Here is a 17,187-nt window from a genome sequence, read left to right on the forward strand (position 1 = left end):
ATGACCTGACACTGGGGTCACCCCATCGGGCGCCAGACACGCCCGATGGTATCGCGTCACCCGGTCAACGGCTGCGCATGCGCAACAAGGCCTTCTCCGCCTCGACCACCAGCATCAACAGCCCCCCAAACGCGAAGATGCGCAGCCACGCATCGGCATCGATCGCTGCGGTGCCGAACAAGGTCTGAGCCAGCGGCAGATAGGTGAAGCATGCCTGACTCAGCAACAACAGGGCAATTGCCAGCAGCACATAGCGGTTGCCGAAGAAGCCCTCGCGATTGAGGATGGAGTCACGGAAGCTGCGCACATTGAACAGATAGAAGACCTCACCGATCAGGACGGCATTGACGGCTGCCGTACGCGCTGCCTCCAGGCTCTCGCCACGGGCGGTTTCCCACAGGAACAAGCCCATGCCGCCCGCGACCAGCAACAGGCCTACAAAGACGATGCGCCAGATCAGAAAAGGCGTGAGCAGCGGCTCGGCCGGGGAACGTGGCGGGCGCTGCATGATGTTGCGCTCGGGCGCCTCGAAAGCCAGTGCCAGTGCCAGCGTGACCGCGGTAATCATATTGACCCACAGGATCTGGGCAGGCGTGATCGGCATGGTCAGGCCAAACAGCACGGCAAAGAAAATCATGCCTGCCTGGCCGATATTGGTCGGCAGGATGAAGACAATCGCCTTCTTCAGGTTGTCATAGACCCGCCGCCCCTCCTCCACCGCAGCCGCGACCGACGCAAAGTTGTCGTCGGCGAGCACCATCTCGGCCGCCTCCTTGGCCGCTTCGGTGCCCTTGCGCCCCATCGCCACCCCGACATCGGCGCGCTTGAGCGCAGGGGCGTCGTTGACACCGTCCCCGGTCATGACCACGACCTCGCCCCGGGCCTGCAGGGCTTCGACCAGACGCAGCTTGTGCTCGGGGCTGGCACGGGCAAAGATGTCGGTGTCGCCGACCGCGGCAATCAAGGCCTGTTCATCCAGCGTCTCGACCTCGGCACCGGTCATCGCCCGCACCTGCTCGCCCATGCCCAGTTGCTGGCCAATGGCGCGAGCCGTGGCGATATGGTCACCGGTGATCATCTTGACCCGGATGCCGGCGCTCAGGCAGCGCGCAACGGCCTTCACTGCCTCATCCCGCGGGGGATCCGACAGACCCAGCACGGCCAGCAGGCAGAAGCCGCCCTGCTCGACCTCGTCGAAACTGATCGCAGACACACCATCGACACACGCTCGTTCGGCAACCGCCAGCAGCCGCATGCCTTGCGCTGCAGCGGAATCCATCGCCGCCTGCCAGACATCGGCATCGATCGGCACCTCACCCTGCATACCGCGCGCGCTTGAGCACAAGGACAATACCCGCTCCGGCGCGCCTTTCAGGAATACCCGACCACCCCCCTGATGATCGTGATGCAGGGTTGCCATGAAACGGTGTTCGGACTCAAAAGGAATCACATCGGTCCGCGGCAAGGCCTCGCGCTCGAACGCGCCATCCAGCCCGGCTTTGGTAGCCAGCGTCAACAACGCACCTTCGGTCGGATCACCGACCAGGCGCCAATGCCCATCCTCGAGGAGCAGATTGGCATCGTTGCACAACAGTGCCGCACGGCCGATGTCCTCGAGCACGGGGCATTCCGCCAGCGCAAGCTCCTGGCCGGCAGCACTGAACCCACCCTGCGGCGCATAGCCAGCCCCTGACACCTCGACCACCCCATCAGCGGTCAACACCTGCTGCACGGTCATCTCGTTGCGCGTGAGCGTGCCGGTCTTGTCCGAGCAGATCACCGTCACGGAGCCCAGCGCCTCCACTGCCGGCAGGCGTCGGACGATGGCATGACGCCGGGCCATAGCCTGCACGCCAATGGCCAGGGTGATGGTCATGATTGCCGGCAAGCCCTCCGGAATCGCCGCAACCGCCAGACCGACCGCAGCCAGGAACATCTCACCCGGCGCATAATCCCGCACCAGCACACCAAACCCGTAGGCCACGGCAGCGATACCCAGGATGGCCCAGGTCAGCACCTGCCCGAAGGCAGCCAGCTGACGCAGCAAAGGGGTAGTCAGGGTTTCCACCGCATTCAGCATGGTGCTGATACGGCCAATCTCGGTCTGGGCCCCCGTCGCGACCACCACACCCACACCCTGCCCGTAGGTCACCAGCGTGCTGGAGTAGGCCATGCTGACCCGGTCGCCAAGCGCAGCCGCTTCATCCACGGCGGCAACCCGCTTCTCCACCGCCAGGGATTCGCCCGTCAGCGCAGCCTCTTCGATCCGCAGACTGCGTGTCTCGATCAGGCGCAGATCGGCCGGCACCTTGTCACCCGAGGCGAGAAACACGATGTCGCCCGGCACCAGCGACACCGCTTCGAGTTCTTGTCGATGCCCCTCGCGCAGCACCTGAGCATTGAGCGAGAGCATGTTGCGGATGGCATCGAGCGCACTCTCGGCCTTGCCTTCCTGAACGAAGCCGATGATCGCATTGATCACCACCACACCGAAAATCACACCGGAGTCGATCAGGTGACCCAGCAACGCAGTGATCACCCCGGCGACCAGCAACACGTAAATCAGCACATTGTGGAACTGCAGCAGGAAGCGCAACAGGGGGCCCCGCCGACGTGGCGGCGGCAAGGCGTTCTGGCCAAAGCGTTCGAGGCGTAATTCGGCTTCCGGTCGGGTCAGGCCCGCATGACGCTCGACCCCCAGATGTTCGAGCACCATCTCGGCATCAAGGGCGTGATGGGGCCGAGCGTCTGCCGTCGCAGCCGCGGATGAGTCCTTCGTCATGTTCGAAACTCCCTGATTGCGTCGTCAGCATGCTTGCGCATGCGTTTATCGTTCTACCTCAAATCCGTCGTTTGGTTCCATCGACTGCGCTTGAGCATGCGCCGACGGATTGCCGTCCCGCAAAGTTTGACCCAGCGCATTGCCAAGCAATGGCGTCAGGCAGAAACTGTGGGCATCCCTTCACCGGAGGACGCCAGATGACACCGAACTCGGTTCACGATATCCGTAACCTCTGCCTGCTGGGTCATGCCGGCAGCGGCAAGACCACCCTGCTGGAGGCCCTGCTGGCCGAAACCGGCGCCATCTCCAGCCGTGGCAGCGTCGAACGCGGCGACACCGTTTCCGACCATGACCCGCAGGAAAAGGCCATGGGCCACTCGCTGAGCGCCACCCTCACCCACCTCGAGTGGGCCGGTCACTGGATCAACCTGCTGGACACGCCGGGATTGCCCGACCTTGCCGGACGAGCACTCGCGACCCTGCCGGCCGTCGAAACAGCGGCGGTGGTGGTCAATGCTGCCGCGGGCATCGAAAGCGGCGCCCGTCGCATGATGGCAGCAGCAAGTGACAAATGTCGCCTGATCGTGGTCAACAAGATCGATGCGGCGACGGCAGACTGTGCAACCCTGATGGACGAGATTACCCGGGTATTCGGCCGTGAATGCCTGCCGATCAACCTGCCCACGCCCGATGGCAGCCAGGTGGTGGACTGCTTCTTTGCCCCCGCCACGAACACCCCGACCGCGTTCTCCACGCCCCAGGCAACACACGACGCCATCATCGACCAGGTGGTGGAACTCGATGAGGCGCTGATGGCGCGTTACCTCGAGCAAGGTGAGTCGCTGGACCCCGAACAACTGCATGCACCGTTCGAACAAGCACTACGCGAGGGCCACCTTGTACCGGTGTGCTTTGTCTCGGCACGCAGCGGGGCCGGGGTGCGCGAACTGCTCGACATCCTCGGCCGCCTGATGCCAGACCCGACCGAAGGCAATCCGCCACGGTTCCTCAAGGGTGAAGGCAGCGCTGCACAAGCCGTGGAAGTCAGGCCTGAAAGCGAGCGCCACGCCTTGGCGCATGTCTTCCAGATCAGCAACGATCCCTACCGGGGCAAGCTTGCCCTGTTCCGGGTTCATCAGGGCGAGATCACCGCAAGCAGTGCCTTGTTCATCGGTGATGGACGCAAACCCTTCCGCCCCACCCATCTACTGCGCTTGCAAGGGCGCAATACGATGGAAACGCCCAAAGCAGTACCGGGCGATCTATGCGCGGTATCGAGAGTGGATGAGCTCTACCGTGATGCGGTACTGCACGACTCTCATGACGAAGATCACTTCCACCTTGCGCCGCCCGACTATCCGCGGCCGGTCTTTGGCCTGGCCCTGCTGGCGCGCAAACCTGCTGACGAGCATAAATTGTCAGAGGCACTCGCTCGCCTAACCGATGAAGACCCCTGCCTGGAGGTGAGCTACGACACCCGTGGCCGCCAGACCGTCGTCCGCGGGCTGGGCGAGCAGCACCTGAAGATCGTTCTGGATCAACTTTCCACGCGCTGGAATCTCGAACTCGACACCGCCACACCGGCCATTCCCTATCGTGAGACCATCTCGGCAACCGCCGAGGCACGCTACCGCCACAAGAAGCAGAGTGGGGGCGCAGGTCAGTTCGGCGAAGTGGCCTTGCGGGTGGAGGCATTGGCGCGAGGCAGCGGCCTGCAACTGGCCGATGAGGTCAAGGGCGGCGCCATTCCCACCCATTTCATGCCGGCGGTGGAGAAAGGTGTGCGCCAGGCGCTGGCCGAAGGGGCGATCGCAGGCTATCCGATTCAGGATCTGCGTGTCGTCGTCACCGACGGCAAGCATCATGCGGTGGACTCCAACGAGGTCTCCTTCGTGACCGCCGCTCGCCATGCCCTGATCGAGGCGGTCACCGCGGCTCGCCCCCAGGTGCTGGAGCCCATCCTGGACCTGACCATCAAGGTTGCCGACCCGCACTTTGGCGAAGTCAGTGCAGAACTTGCAGTCCGCCGTGGCAGGGTGACGTCGACCGACAGTCCATCGAGTGGCTGGACGCTGATCTCCGCAAAGGTGCCAATGGCCTCGATGGAGGGTTTCGAGACCCGTTTGAAAGCGATCTGCGCGGGCGAAAGCGAGTTCGTGGTCGATGCGGGAGGGTATGAAGCCGCGCCTGCGGAGACCCAGGCACGACTGATACAGGCACATGGCACCCACGGTGCCACTCAGTAAGCCGAACAAGCGCGCAGTCAGTCCGGGCGTATAGGTCTTTTGGTATACCGCCCGGCAACACTGGCGCTAAGATCACGGACATGGACCTCACCGCTCGCCACCGCGCCTACTGGCGCCGCAACCTCTGGCTGACCGCAACATTGCTGACGGTGTGGTTCGCAGGGACCTTCGTCGCCGGCTATTACGCCGACGAGCTCAACGATGTGTCCTTTCTGGGCTTTCCGCTGGGATTCTACATTTTCGCCCAAGGCACGCTGATCGCCTATCTTGTGCTGATCGGCATCTACGTGATCGTCATGAACTGGCTGGATCGGCGTTACGGCGTTTCCGAACGCCGCTGACGGGCCAGCCGCTTGCCTACCCGCTGAGGGCAAGGCTTATTTGCCCGCCTCGCCTGCCGTACCACCAGCCTTGTTACGCTTCTTGATCACGATAGGGTGCGCCTGACGACTGAGAATGAAGTCGGCAATGAACTTCATCCAGATCGTCGACCCGGCGATTGCAGTCCAGGTGTCGAACTCGACCTGGTGAACCACCACACCGTAAATCACAAACAGGATCACGCCGGCTCCCACCATATTGATGGCTGCAGCAAAGGGGGCATAAGGTGCAGGGTTGGCAGGCGGTTCGCCGCGCTTGAGCGCCACTTCCGAGAAATCCCGCTTGACCACGATCCGCCACGCGCGACGCAGCCAGAAGAAGGTGATGGGAAACAAGGCTATGAACAGGATCAGGTTCAGGGCGACACTGACATCGAAAACCATGTGCTACTCCATTTGAACACGCTGCAGCCAACTGTGCGAGCAGCCGCAAGGTGCCACAAAACAAAAAGCCCCGCCACAGGATCGAGCGGGGCTTTTCTGAGTCTGCAGCGCCCTCAGGCACTGCAGACACATCGACTAACTGCCCTGCTTAGTGCGCACCATCCACAGCCTTGGAACCGCGCGGGATGCGAACCGCTTCGACCATGTGCTGGATGTGCTCGGGCGGCTCCTTGGTCACCTTATCGACCGCGAAGGCGACGATGAAGTTGACCAACGCACCGATTGCACCGAAGGCTTCCGGCGTGATGCCGAAGAAGGAGTTCGGGCCGCCGATCAGATCGACGAACTCGGTACCCTTCACGAAGAAGATGCCCTTGTGTGCAAACACGTAGAACAGGGTAACGAACAGACCCGCCAGCATGCCTGCGATCGCGCCTTCCTTGTTCATCTTCTTGGAGAAGATGCCCATCATGATTGCCGGGAACAGCGAAGAGGCAGCGATACCGAAGGCCAGTGCAACCGTACCGGCAGCAAAGCCCGGGGGGTTCAGACCGAGGTAGCCGGCGATGACGATGGCCACAGCCATCGAGACCTTGCCTGCCAGCAGCTCGTTCTTGTCGCTGATGTTCGGGTTGAAGACACCCTTGACCAGGTCATGCGACACCGCGGACGAAATTGCCATCAGCAGACCGGCAGCGGTCGATAGTGCGGCAGCCAGACCACCGGCAGCCACCAGTGCGATCACCCAGTTCGGCAGCAGCGCGATTTCCGGGTTGGCCAGCACGATGATGTCGGCGTTGACCGTCAGCTCGTTGCCCTTCCAGCCCGCAGCTTCGGCCTTGGCCTTGGCAGCTTCGCTCTTGGTCTTGTCGTTGTAGTACTGGATGCGGCCGTCGCCGTTCTTGTCTTCGAACTTCAGCAGACCGGTCTTTTCCCAACGCTTCATCCAGTCAGGACGCTGCTCGTAGACCAGGCTCGACTCGGTCGCATACGGATCGATGTTGGCCTTGACTGCAGCAGCATTCACCACCATACGACCATCCGCAGCCGTTTCCAGACCCACCGCGGTGTTCACCGTGGCGTGCAGGTTGAGCTTGGCCATGGCAGCAACAGCCGGTGCCGTGGTGTAAAGCAGGGCGATGAAGACCAGTGCCCAGCCCGCCGAGCTACGCGCATCCTTCACCGTCGGAACAGTGAAGAATCGCATGATGACGTGCGGCAGACCTGCAGTACCGATCATCAGCGACATGGTGTACACGAACATGTTCAGCGTGGAGCCGGCCGTGGTCGTGGTGTATTGGCCAAAGCCCAGTTCGGTGACGACCTGGTCAAGCTTGCTCAGCAGCGAGGTATCGGTACCCGAGATGCTCGAACCCAGACCCAGTTGCGGCAGCGGATTGCCGGTCAGTTGCAGCGAGATGAAGATCGCCGGCACCAGGTAAGCGGAGATCAGCACGATGTACTGGGCCACCTGGGTGTAGGTGATGCCCTTCATGCCGCCGAACACCGCGTACATGAACACGATCGCCATACCGATGTAGATACCGGTGTCGCTCGACACGCCAAGGAAACGCGAGAACGCCACACCAACGCCGGTCATCTGGCCGATGATGTAGGTCAGCGACGCGGTCAGCAGGCAGACCACCGCAACCGTGGATGCGGTCTTGGAGTAGAAGCGATCGCCGATGAACTGCGGCACGGTGAACTTGCCGAACTTGCGCAGGTACGGAGCCAGCAGCATGGCCAGCAGCACATAGCCACCGGTCCAGCCCATCAGGAACAGGCCGCCGCCGTAACCCATGTTGGCGATCAGGCCGGCCATGGAGATGAAGGAAGCCGCCGACATCCAGTCAGCAGCGGTGGCCATGCCGTTGGTGATGGGGTGAACGCTGCCACCCGCGGCATAGAATTCGCTGGTGCTGCCGGCACGTGCCCAGATGGCGATGCCGATGTACAGCGCAAACGACGCGCCGACGACCAGATAGGTCAGAGTCTGAAGATCCATGTGTCCCCCTTATTCTTCGTGGACGTCGAATTCGCGGTCGATATCGCCCATCTTCTTCGCGTACCAGAAGATCAGCGCGATGAAGACATAGATTGACCCCTGGTGAGCAAACCAGAAACCGAGCGGATAACCACCCAGCGAGATGCTGTTGAGCTCCGGTGCGAAGAGGATGCCTGCGCCGAACGAGACCACGAACCAGATGATCAGGATCTTGGTCAGCAGGCCCAGTACTGTTCCCCAGTACGTCTTGCTGTTGTTTTCCATAACGTCTCCTCTTGAAGAGTTACTGCCTTACTGCAATAAATGGCTTGAATGGGCCAATTCACAAAACTGCGGGGCCATTATAGGAAGGCGGATCTTACTTCTGCCTTACAAACCGAAACACGGCTGTCAGCTTTCGGCCAGGTCCTGCGGGGATCCGCGATGTGCTTACAGGAAAACGCCGATGCCGCGCCGCCCTGCGCAATGCTAGTCTTGGCGGGATCGTTCCAATCGGCATGGGAGCCAAGATGTACAAGCACGTTCTGGTAGCAATCGATGAGAGCCGCACGTCGACCAAGGCACTCGACGAGGCCATCTCGCTGGCAAAGCTTCACGGCGCCGTGCTCGAGATTGCGCACGCAGTCGATGAGTCCGTGCTGCAGTCCTTTTCCAATCACGGCGTCACGCTGGTCGACAGCGACCGCATCCAGCATGCACTGCTCGATAGCGGCCGCAGCGTGCTGGCCGAAGCATGTGCCAAGGCTCGCGCTGCGGGACTGGCGCCACGCGAGCGTTTCCTGGCCTCGGAAGACCTGCATGCAGCGGACCAGATCGCAGAAGCTGTCACCCAGTCAGGTGCAGACCTGCTGGTGGTTGGCTCGCACGGCCGCCGCGGTTTCCGTCGCCTGCTGCTGGGTAGCGTTGCGGAAAACCTGGTGCGCAAGGTCGATGTGTCGGTGCTGATCGTCCGCGGGCACGACTGAACCGGAACCATTCCGACGGCAGAATGACGAAAGCCCCGCAGTCGTTCGACCTGCGGGGCTTTCGCCAGCCAGCAGCACCTGCCATGGAAGCGAGGCGCCCACCCGCCCTACTGCAGAGCCGAAGATTAGCGGGTTCGACTAGCGTGGAAAATACATCCTCGCCTTGTCGAGCTTGTAGCTCCACGGCAACCCGGCGTTCTTCCAGCCATTGACGGCGCGACGCCCCGCTGCGGCGCCCTCCTTGCCCATATCCCCTTCGAAGCCTTCCGGCACGCTGTAGACACGGGCATACCCAGCCTTGGCGAGACGATCAGCCGCCTTCGAGCTGCGGTCACCCGAACGGCAGATCAGCACCAGGGTCGCATCCTTGCCCAAGCCCTTCTCCTGCAGCCGACGCTCGATCTCGGGGACGAAGTCCTGAAAGGGCTCTAGCTGGTACATGCCACGCTTCTCGTCCCAGTCGGTCCACATTTCCTGATGCTCCACAAAGGGCACCAGGGCATCAACCCCTGTTGCCATGCCGACATATTGCGCCTCGGCACGGGTACGGACATCAACGAACAACACCTTGTCGCCCTCACGCTGCTTCAGCGCATGCGCTTCCTGCGGAGTCAGGTACAACTGCAGTTCGCTGCGCTTGATCTCCGGCAAGGTTGACCAATCGGCTGCGAAAACCTGAGCACCGCTCAACAAGCTTGCCGATAACAATAGGACAGGCATCCACTTCATCACGATCTCCGGTGTCGTGCCGGCTTGGCACGACATCAAGTTGAAATACCAACGTAGTCAACAAGCCTCACCACGCCGGGCGAAGCCAAGCGTCAGACGGCGACCCCAGGGTTGCCATCCATCCCCTTGAGCGTGGGCAGGTTCAGCGGACGCTGGGTGATGACCTTCTGCGTGCGCAGATAATTGGCGACCACATCCCAGACGGCGGGCCCGGAATCCTTCGCCTCTTCCGACACCGGCGCCCAGCCTGCAACCTTGTAGGTCTTGCCAGCCTCGATCGGCTTGCCTTTGAGCATCATGTTGTCGATGCGTTTGCCCATCGCCGCCGCCGGGTCGCAGGTGTACTGCAGACCGCCGATGCGTACCATGTCCCCGCCTTGCTGATAGTAGGGGTCCGCATTGAACAGATTGTCGGCAACATCTTCGAGGATGGTCTTGATCATCTCCCCGCTCATGTTGGTGACCGTGGTCCACGGATAGGTGATCGCGGTCTGGTCGAGCAAGTGCTCCATGGTGATGGTGTCACCCGGCAACAATGAGGTGCCCCAGCGGAAACCGGGGGAGAATGCGATCTCTGCATCCTTCTCGGCAATCAGTGCGTCGACCAGCAACTGATCCCACGATCCATTGAAGTTGCCACGACGGTAAAGCAGGCCTTCGGTGACTGCCAGCTTCTCGCTGAGCTTCTCGATGAAGGGTGCGCGCACCTTGTCGATGAAGGCAGCCATTTCGGCATCTGCGGGCAGCAGATTGGCAAATACCGGCAGCAACTTGTAGCGGAAATCCCGCACCTTGCCGTCGCGCACGTCGAAATCCATGACGCCGAGGAACTTGCCGTTGGAACCGGCGTTGGTCACCAGGGTCTTGCCACCAGGATTCTGCACCACCGTCGGTGCAGGCATGCCGTCGTGCGTATGGCCGCCAAAGATGGCATCGATACCGCTCACCCGGCTAGCCATCTTCAGATCGACGTCCATGCCGTTGTGCGACAGCACCACCACGACTTGTGCGCCTTCGGCTCGGGCAGCATTGACTGCCTCCTGCATGCCCTGTTCCTGGATGCCGAAGCTCCAGTTGGGCGTCATCCAGCGTGGGTTGGCAATCGGCGTGTAGGGAAAGGCCTGGCCGACGATGGCGACAGGAATGCCGTTGATGTTCTTGATCACATAGGGTTTGAACACCGGGTCTTCAAAGTCGGTGGTCTTGACGTTCTGCGCGACGATGTCGATCTTGCCGGCAAAGTCCTTCTCCTCGATCTCCTTGACCCGATCCGCACCGTAGGTGGATTCCCAATGCAGGGTCATCACATCCACCCCGAGCAGCTTGCAGGCATCGACCATGTCCTGCGCGTTGGTCCACAGTGCAGTGCCCGAACCCTGCCAGGTATCGCCACCATCGAGCAACAGCGCGCCCGGGCGGCTGGCCTTCATCTTCTTGACCAGCGTCGACAGGTGGGCGAAGCCGCCGACCTTGCCGTAGGTCCTGGAGGCCTCGACAAAATCCAGATAGGTAAAGGCGTGCGCCTCTGCCGATCCGGGCTTGATACCGAAATGCTTGAGGAAGCGGTCGCCCACGACGTGCGGTGCCTGACCGAGCATGCTGCCGACGCCGAGGTTGACGTTGGGCTCGCGGAAGTAGATCGGTAACAACTGCGCATGACAATCGGTCATGTGCAGCAGACTGACGTTGCCGAACTTCGGCAGCTCGTACATTTTGGCAGCAGCAGCCTCGGCGCGGGCAATGTCGCTGTGCAGCGTCATGCCACCTGCCGCAGCAATGGCCAGCACCTGGAGGAACTCTCGGCGGTTCATGCTCATGGTCGGAATCCTTGAATCGCGGAATGAAGTGGAATATCGACAGATATTGATAAACGAAGACGGAAAAAAGGCCCAGCCCGCCATGCGGACCGAGCCCCTCGATCGTCAGATCATTACTTGTTGACCGGCGATTCCGGATCGAACAGGTAAGCCATCACGTGACGGATCTGCGTCTCGGTCAGGATCTTGCCGAACCCGTTGCGCGGCATGTCACTGCAGGCGTTGTACGCCTTGGAGTTCCACAACTTGCCCCAGGTGTACTTGACCATCGGCTCGCTGTTGCCACGCAACTTGCCGTAGCCGACCAGGCTGGGTCCGATGGTGCCGGCGGAGACTTCCTTCGGATCCATCGCATGGCAGTTGTAGCAGCCACCACCATTGTTGTCGGGCGTTGGATCCGTCCAGGTCAGGCCACGGCCGCTGATTGCGATCTTGGCCCCCTCCTTCCAGTCACCGCCTGTGTAATCACCGTTGGCAGGCCACTGGATGGTCGCCATCTGCGCCTCTTCCAGCCGCTTCATGGTTGCGGCATCAGGTTGTGTGGGGCTGGAACAGGCCTTCTGCACCTCGTCCTGAACCTGACGCTCGATCGACGCAATGCCATTGGCCTTGAAGGAAGTCTTCATCATCTCGGCAACCTTGGCATCCAGATCGGCGGCCAGCGAGACGGAAGCACACAGCGCCAGCGGCGCAAACATTAGGGTTTTCTTCATGTGATTCTCCCGATCAGCGCTTGACACCGGGCCAGACGGCCTCGTAGCCATTGCCCTTGCCCGCCATGAACACCGACAGGGCAATGGTCACGTCGGACGCAAACACCGGTTCAGCCGTGCGTTGCTGGCGGAAGCAGTCCCACAGCCGGTGCTGCATGGTCCAGAACTGCGAGTTGGACACCCGGTAAGCAGGCCAGGAGCCCCAACCCTCGGCAGCCCCCTTGCTGGTGGTGATATTGGGCAGCTGGGTGGCGCGGATGCGCTTTCCGTCCTGGCTATGGCAGGAAGCACACGAGAAATCCATTGCGCCGGTACGGTAGTAGAAGACTTTCTCGCCCATGTCGTACATCTCCTTCATCTTCGGATGCGAGAGATCGACCTGGACTTTCTTGCCATTGGAGTGCGTGACCACATAAGCAACGAGCGATGCCAGCTTGCCGCGCTCACCCTGACGGAACTTGCCGTTGATGATTTCGGCAGACGGAATACCCTGCAGCGTCTCCATGCAGTGCATCAGGCGGGACTCGAGATCCTGCACCTTGCCCGTATCGGCAAAAAAGCGCGGTAACTGCGCTGCAGCACCGTCGACGACACCGGCGCCAACGCCAAGATCGCATTGCTCGAGCGTGGCGTTCTTTGGACCACGGGCAGTACGCCACAGCTCTTCGCCTTCCATTTCGAACAGCTCTGCCGGATTGCCATCGGCCAGCATCTGTCGGTAAGCATCGAAGTTGAGGTCTTCGCTGGCCATTGCCTGCATGTTCGGAGCAGTCAGTGCAACTGCACCGATCGCCACCGCCATGATGGTTTTCTTCATTGTCTCTCCTCCTGGAGCGAGCGCCAGCATCGTGAGCACATCGCTGGACGATGCGATCAGGATACGGGCCTCCTGCTTGTTTTGACCTGCAAGGGCATGGCAGCCGGCGAGGCCGCCATGTCCGATCACGACCCAGAATCAGGCAACCTGAACTTCGTCGGTCCGGCTGTCGCCCTTGTTGTCGACCCAGCTGACCACCACCTTGTCGCCCTTGGCGCCACCGTTGAACTTGAACGCCAGATAGGGGTTGGTGGACACGGAGGGGCCGAACTGCGCCGACAGCACAACCTTGTCGTTGTGCTTGGCGGTGAGCTCGGTGATGAAATGAGCCGGAATCACCGCGCCGGAGGAGTCCTTGCGCTGACCGGTCTCCATGACGTGGGACATCAGCACGCGGACTTCGGTCACGCCATCCTTGGCCGCAGCGCGGATACGCATCGGATTTGCCATCGATCTATCTCCTTGGTTTCGTATGCCTGATCAGCCGCCGCAGCCGCCGAGGGTGACCTTCACTTCTTTCTTGGCCATGTAGAACTTGCCGTCAGCCTTGACCACGGCGTAGACGTCGGAGGTCTGCCCCATCTTGACCCGGGTCTGCACGTCGGCAACCGTGCCTGCCGGAATGTCGAAGGTCGCCGCAACCATGGCGGGGTTCTTCTCGATCAGGATCGCGATACTTTCGGTATTGGCGATGTTGCTCACCACACCAACCGGCACCACTGCACCGTTCTCGGCGATATCGGGTGCAGTGATCTGCACGTCGGCACTTTCGGCCGGTTTGCCCGCACCCAGTGCGCTCATTGCATCGTCCATCTTGTGGGCATCGAATGCTGCCTTGTTCCAGGCTGCCTCGGCCATTTCCGGCTTGATCATGCCGGCTGCCGCCAGCAGACCGAAGATACCAAGGCCGCCGCCCGCCTTCAGGGTGTCCCTGCGTTGATGATTCATCCCGTCTCTCCTCATGATGAGTTGTGTACTACTGCGCTTTCGCGCCTTCCAGAATCCACTGGACGAGTTGCTTGATCTCCTCGTCCTTCACATGGCCCTGAGGCGGCATCGGCACCGCCCCCCAGACCCCCTGGCCACCGGCCTTGACCTTGGCGATCAGTTTCGCCTCGGCATCCGTCTGACCCTTGTACTTGGCCAGAATTTCGTTATAGCCCGGACCCACGATCTTGTTGGACACCCCGTGGCAGGCCATGCAGCCTTTCTCGTTTGCCAGCGCCAGTGTCGCCGCAGCAGCAGAAGGTGCGGCATCGCCCTTCTGCTCGGCAGGCGTCCCGGTCTGCTTGCCCCGGGTCTGGCCGACCGGACGATTCTGCTCGGCAAGGTTGCCGTGTGCGTCCTGAGCGTAGTCGGGCAGCGCAGAAACGATCTGCACTTCCTTCTTGCAGTCCTTCATGCACGCAACGTTCTTGACATCAGGCTTGCCACCGTTGCCAATGCCACCCTTGGCGGCACCGGCCCCCGGCCACATGCCATGATCGGTCGTCATGCCGTTGCGGTTGGGCATGCGCTCCTGTACCTCGCGGATGTTCTCGTCGCTGAGCTCGAAATCCGCCGGCACGACATCTGCCAGGTTGAGGATATAGGCCAGGATGGCGTAGACCTCGTCAGGCTTGAGCGACTTCGGCGCAGTCCAGGGCATGGCGCGCTGAATGTAGTCGAACAGCGTGGACACCGTCGGTACCTTCATCAGGGTCGAACGCTGCGGCGCGTCACCGGTCACCAGCGCCTTGACCCGCCCGGTCTTGATGTCGTCCTGGGTGGTACCGCCAACAATAGGGGTAAACACCTCGTTGGATTCGCCAAAAGCGCCGTGACAGCTGGCGCAATGAGTTTCCCACAACTCGACCCCCTGGTCGACCGTGCCCCGCCCTTTGGGCAGCCCGACAAAGTCGGGGCGCACATCGATGTCCCAGGCCTTGACTTCGGAAGCCGTTGCCGGGCGACCAATCCCCTGGTATCGATCGAACGCCATCGCCGGAGCGAGGGCCGCCATGGTCGCGCCCCCCACGAACAAGGCCATCAGCGTCTTAGAGAACCTGGACATTGCTCACCTCCCCGGATTCGACCACCTTCCAGGACTGGATGGCGTTGTTGTGATAGATGGATTTGGTACCACGCACCGCGCGCAACTGGCCATAGCTCGGCTGCACATAACCGGTCTCATCCACCGCACGTGACTGCAGGATTGCGGGCTTGCCATCCCACACCCAATCGACGTTGAAGCGGGTGACTGCCTTCGACAACACCGGTGTTTCGAGTCGCGCCGGGCGCCAGTTGATGCCGCCATCGACGGAAACATCGACCCGGGTTACCTTGCCGCGGCCCGACCACGCCATGCCGGAAATGTTGTAGAAGCCCTTGTCGAGCAGGATCTGACCGCCCGACGGCGTGGTGATGACCGATTTGCACTCCTGTACCGAACTGTACTGGCGATGCAGGCCGTCCGGCATCAGGTCGATGTAATGCACGGCTTCGTCCTTGGCACCCCAGGGCTTGTCGCCCACCTCGATGCGGCGCAACCACTTCACCCAGCTCACGCCCTGCACACCCGGCACCACCAGACGCAGTGGGTAGCCATTCTCCGGCCGCAGCATTTCACCGTTCATGCCGTAGGCCACCAGCACCTCGCCCGACTCGACCATCTCCATCGGAATCGTCCGTGTCATCGACGAACCATCGGCCCCTTCGGCGAGGATGAAACGGCCCTTCTTGTAGTCCGCACCACACATGTCCAGGATGGCCTTGAGCGGCACGCCGGTGAATTCCGAACAGGACAGCATGCCGTGGCTGTACTGCACCGTCGGCACCGCGACATTGCCCCATTCCATACCGGTGTTGGCGCCACACTCGATGAAGTGGATGCGCGACACCGACGGCAGGCGCATCAGGTCATCCATGGTGAACACCGCATTGGTCTTGACCATGCCATTGATCATCAGCCGGTGTTGGGACGGGTCGACGTCATGCCAGCCCTGGTGATGACGTTCGAAATGCAGGCCCGACGGCGTAATGATGCCAAACAGCCCCTGCAAGGGCGTGAATGCGACTGACGAGCCCCCGACGCGGGTCAGGCCGGGACTTTCACGTCGTACCAGACCACGCTCGTATTTTGACGGCATGCCATACGGATTGGCCGCCACAGGCAATCCAAGACTGGTGGTCCATGCAGGCAGGTTCAGGATGGCCGGATCGCCCGGCCCCGCCGCCCGCGCCATTGCAGGTACCGCCATTGCTGCACTGGCGCCGAGAAACGCCTTGCGCAAGAAATCACGCCTGCCTTCCTTGACCGACTGAATCTGCTCGTCGGACAGGAAGTTCTCGGGCGCGGGTCGGATCCGGCCAAGCCGGAGTTCGCTATTTGCCATACGTACGCTCCCCCTCTTTATATCTTCAAACGCTTTTGATGGCTGCCTCAGTGACCTGCGCCCAGCTCCTGCTCCAGCCGGAGCAGACTCTCCCGCTTGGGCGCACTCATGTCGTTGCGCGATGCGATGCTGACGCAGACCGTGCGGCACAGATCGGTGAAGTTCGGATCGATGATGCGGTAGATGACCTGGCTGCCTTCGCGGCGTCGATCGACCACGCGAGCGCGATACAGCATGTTCAGATGCCTGGAGGCGTTGGCCTGCGACAGGCCAACCGCATCCACCACTTCGTTGACTGCACGCTCGCCATTGCACAGGCAGTGCAGGATCTTCAGCCGGGTTGGCTCTGCAAGCAGGCCGAAGTATTCGGCGACGCTTTCGAACACCTTGTTCAGCTCGTCCATGGCGGTTACGGGTCTTGTATATGATTGAAAAACTGTATAACTATAGACTCATATGGTCAACCGCTAATATTTGTGCATCGCACCACCGTCCCATATCGAACTTGTGCATAAGTTCTGCAAAAAACTAGGGATTGCGCCGGCATCTCGTGGGATATACTTTTGCGCCATGGCGTCCTTGCACCCATCCGTCGTGAGTAGCCGAGGGACGTGACAGCCCTGCCCGCCGACGACGCGAAACCAAAACACGCAACGAGGAGGAAAACGTGCGCATCAAACTTGCATTGATCAGCTTGTGCCTGGCTGGAACGGCCGGCATTGCCCAAGCCAAAGACCCCAACCTGGGCCGCAACCTCGCTGCAACCTGTGCCAACTGCCACGGCACCAACGGCAAGAGCGTCGGCGGCATGGACAGCCTTGCCGGCGAACCCAAGGAAAAACTGGTGCAGAAAATGGCCGATTTCAAATCGGGCGCGAAACCCGCGTCGATCATGCATCAGATCTCCAAAGGCTATACCGACGAACAGATTGATCTCATCGCTGCGTACTTCGCAGCGCAGAAATAAGCCGGAGG

The 17,187-nt window shown here is 61.3% G+C and carries 17 protein-coding genes; 4 read left to right on the plus strand and 13 right to left on the minus strand.

The window, feature by feature from the left end:
* Window positions 1-64 precede the first annotated feature (64 nt).
* On the minus strand, window positions 65-2,782 hold the full coding sequence (locus tag DNK49_RS00590) for a cation-transporting P-type ATPase (protein WP_110522378.1): 2,718 nt from the start codon (window positions 2,780-2,782) through the stop codon (window positions 65-67).
* Between the two features lie 197 nt (window positions 2,783-2,979).
* Between DNK49_RS00590 and fusA the strand changes: the two genes are divergently transcribed.
* On the plus strand, window positions 2,980-5,028 hold the full coding sequence (gene fusA, locus DNK49_RS00595; protein ID WP_110522379.1) for an elongation factor G: 2,049 nt from the start codon (window positions 2,980-2,982) through the stop codon (window positions 5,026-5,028).
* An 80-nt stretch (window positions 5,029-5,108) separates the two neighbouring features.
* Window positions 5,109-5,369 (plus strand): DUF4212 domain-containing protein, encoded by a 261-nt coding sequence (locus DNK49_RS00600; RefSeq protein ID WP_110522380.1) that lies wholly within the window; start codon window positions 5,109-5,111, stop codon window positions 5,367-5,369.
* A gap of 36 nt (window positions 5,370-5,405) precedes the next feature.
* Here the strand turns inward: DNK49_RS00600 and DNK49_RS00605 are convergent, their stop codons facing one another.
* From DNK49_RS00605 to DNK49_RS00615, 3 genes are all read right to left on the minus strand, one after another.
* The gene (locus DNK49_RS00605) at window positions 5,406-5,792 is read right to left on the minus strand and encodes a hypothetical protein (protein ID WP_110522381.1); all 387 of its coding nucleotides are present in this window, start codon (window positions 5,790-5,792) and stop codon (window positions 5,406-5,408) included.
* A 148-nt stretch (window positions 5,793-5,940) separates the two neighbouring features.
* Entirely contained in the window at window positions 5,941-7,797 is a 1,857-nt protein-coding gene (locus DNK49_RS00610; protein WP_110522382.1) for a sodium:solute symporter family protein, read from the minus strand.
* A gap of 9 nt (window positions 7,798-7,806) precedes the next feature.
* Window positions 7,807-8,061 (minus strand): DUF4212 domain-containing protein, encoded by a 255-nt coding sequence (locus DNK49_RS00615; protein WP_110522383.1) that lies wholly within the window; start codon window positions 8,059-8,061, stop codon window positions 7,807-7,809.
* A gap of 245 nt (window positions 8,062-8,306) precedes the next feature.
* Between DNK49_RS00615 and DNK49_RS00620 the strand changes: the two genes are divergently transcribed.
* Entirely contained in the window at window positions 8,307-8,762 is a 456-nt protein-coding gene (locus DNK49_RS00620) for a universal stress protein (RefSeq protein ID WP_110522384.1), read from the plus strand.
* Window positions 8,763-8,900: 138 nt separating this feature from the next.
* Here the strand turns inward: DNK49_RS00620 and DNK49_RS00625 are convergent, their stop codons facing one another.
* From DNK49_RS00625 to DNK49_RS00665, 9 genes are all read right to left on the minus strand, one after another.
* Window positions 8,901-9,491, minus strand: coding sequence for a rhodanese-like domain-containing protein (locus DNK49_RS00625; protein ID WP_207806852.1), 591 nt, complete (start codon window positions 9,489-9,491; stop codon window positions 8,901-8,903).
* A 92-nt stretch (window positions 9,492-9,583) separates the two neighbouring features.
* Entirely contained in the window at window positions 9,584-11,308 is a 1,725-nt protein-coding gene (gene soxB, locus DNK49_RS00630) for a thiosulfohydrolase SoxB (protein ID WP_110522386.1), read from the minus strand.
* Between the two features lie 113 nt (window positions 11,309-11,421).
* On the minus strand, window positions 11,422-12,021 hold the full coding sequence (soxX, locus tag DNK49_RS00635) for a sulfur oxidation c-type cytochrome SoxX (RefSeq protein ID WP_110522387.1): 600 nt from the start codon (window positions 12,019-12,021) through the stop codon (window positions 11,422-11,424).
* Window positions 12,022-12,034: 13 nt separating this feature from the next.
* The gene (soxA, locus tag DNK49_RS00640; RefSeq protein WP_110522939.1) at window positions 12,035-12,838 is read right to left on the minus strand and encodes a sulfur oxidation c-type cytochrome SoxA; all 804 of its coding nucleotides are present in this window, start codon (window positions 12,836-12,838) and stop codon (window positions 12,035-12,037) included.
* A gap of 138 nt (window positions 12,839-12,976) precedes the next feature.
* Window positions 12,977-13,288, minus strand: a complete 312-nt coding sequence (gene soxZ, locus DNK49_RS00645) for a thiosulfate oxidation carrier complex protein SoxZ (RefSeq protein ID WP_165843247.1) — start codon at window positions 13,286-13,288, stop codon at window positions 12,977-12,979.
* Between the two features lie 30 nt (window positions 13,289-13,318).
* The gene (gene soxY / locus DNK49_RS00650) at window positions 13,319-13,786 is read right to left on the minus strand and encodes a thiosulfate oxidation carrier protein SoxY (protein ID WP_110522388.1); all 468 of its coding nucleotides are present in this window, start codon (window positions 13,784-13,786) and stop codon (window positions 13,319-13,321) included.
* A gap of 28 nt (window positions 13,787-13,814) precedes the next feature.
* Window positions 13,815-14,891, minus strand: a complete 1,077-nt coding sequence (locus DNK49_RS00655) for a c-type cytochrome (RefSeq protein WP_110522389.1) — start codon at window positions 14,889-14,891, stop codon at window positions 13,815-13,817.
* Window positions 14,875-16,212 (minus strand): sulfite dehydrogenase, encoded by a 1,338-nt coding sequence (gene soxC, locus DNK49_RS00660; protein WP_110522390.1) that lies wholly within the window; start codon window positions 16,210-16,212, stop codon window positions 14,875-14,877. The genes DNK49_RS00655 and soxC overlap by 17 nt, the downstream gene beginning before the upstream one ends.
* A 47-nt stretch (window positions 16,213-16,259) precedes the next feature.
* On the minus strand, window positions 16,260-16,616 hold the full coding sequence (locus DNK49_RS00665; protein ID WP_110522391.1) for an ArsR/SmtB family transcription factor: 357 nt from the start codon (window positions 16,614-16,616) through the stop codon (window positions 16,260-16,262).
* Between the two features lie 263 nt (window positions 16,617-16,879).
* Between DNK49_RS00665 and DNK49_RS00670 the strand changes: the two genes are divergently transcribed.
* The gene (locus DNK49_RS00670; protein WP_110522392.1) at window positions 16,880-17,179 is read left to right on the plus strand and encodes a c-type cytochrome; all 300 of its coding nucleotides are present in this window, start codon (window positions 16,880-16,882) and stop codon (window positions 17,177-17,179) included.
* Window positions 17,180-17,187: the final 8 nt, after the last annotated feature.

This window comes from Parazoarcus communis SWub3 = DSM 12120 (assembly GCF_003226565.1).
GTDB lineage: Bacteria > Pseudomonadota > Gammaproteobacteria > Burkholderiales > Rhodocyclaceae > Parazoarcus > Parazoarcus communis.

Bases quoted from the DNA above. Each gene is read 5' to 3' on its own strand.
- DNK49_RS00610 (WP_110522382.1), bottom strand. From the start codon at position 7,797: ATGGATCTTCAGACTCTGACCTATCTGGTCGTCGGCGCGTCGTTTGCG.
- fusA (WP_110522379.1), top strand. From the start codon at position 2,980: ATGACACCGAACTCGGTTCACGATATCCGTAACCTCTGCCTGCTGGGT.
- DNK49_RS00625 (WP_207806852.1), bottom strand. From the start codon at position 9,491: ATGAAGTGGATGCCTGTCCTATTGTTATCGGCAAGCTTGTTGAGCGGT.
- DNK49_RS00655 (WP_110522389.1), bottom strand. From the start codon at position 14,891: ATGTCCAGGTTCTCTAAGACGCTGATGGCCTTGTTCGTGGGGGGCGCG.
- soxB (WP_110522386.1), bottom strand. From the start codon at position 11,308: ATGAGCATGAACCGCCGAGAGTTCCTCCAGGTGCTGGCCATTGCTGCG.
- soxX (WP_110522387.1), bottom strand. From the start codon at position 12,021: ATGAAGAAAACCCTAATGTTTGCGCCGCTGGCGCTGTGTGCTTCCGTC.
- DNK49_RS00615 (WP_110522383.1), bottom strand. From the start codon at position 8,061: ATGGAAAACAACAGCAAGACGTACTGGGGAACAGTACTGGGCCTGCTG.
- DNK49_RS00600 (WP_110522380.1), top strand. From the start codon at position 5,109: ATGGACCTCACCGCTCGCCACCGCGCCTACTGGCGCCGCAACCTCTGG.
- DNK49_RS00605 (WP_110522381.1), bottom strand. From the start codon at position 5,792: ATGGTTTTCGATGTCAGTGTCGCCCTGAACCTGATCCTGTTCATAGCC.
- soxC (WP_110522390.1), bottom strand. From the start codon at position 16,212: ATGGCAAATAGCGAACTCCGGCTTGGCCGGATCCGACCCGCGCCCGAG.
- DNK49_RS00590 (WP_110522378.1), bottom strand. From the start codon at position 2,782: ATGACGAAGGACTCATCCGCGGCTGCGACGGCAGACGCTCGGCCCCAT.
- soxA (WP_110522939.1), bottom strand. From the start codon at position 12,838: ATGAAGAAAACCATCATGGCGGTGGCGATCGGTGCAGTTGCACTGACT.
- DNK49_RS00620 (WP_110522384.1), top strand. From the start codon at position 8,307: ATGTACAAGCACGTTCTGGTAGCAATCGATGAGAGCCGCACGTCGACC.
- soxY (WP_110522388.1), bottom strand. From the start codon at position 13,786: ATGAATCATCAACGCAGGGACACCCTGAAGGCGGGCGGCGGCCTTGGT.
- soxZ (WP_165843247.1), bottom strand. From the start codon at position 13,288: ATGGCAAATCCGATGCGTATCCGCGCTGCGGCCAAGGATGGCGTGACC.
- DNK49_RS00665 (WP_110522391.1), bottom strand. From the start codon at position 16,616: ATGGACGAGCTGAACAAGGTGTTCGAAAGCGTCGCCGAATACTTCGGC.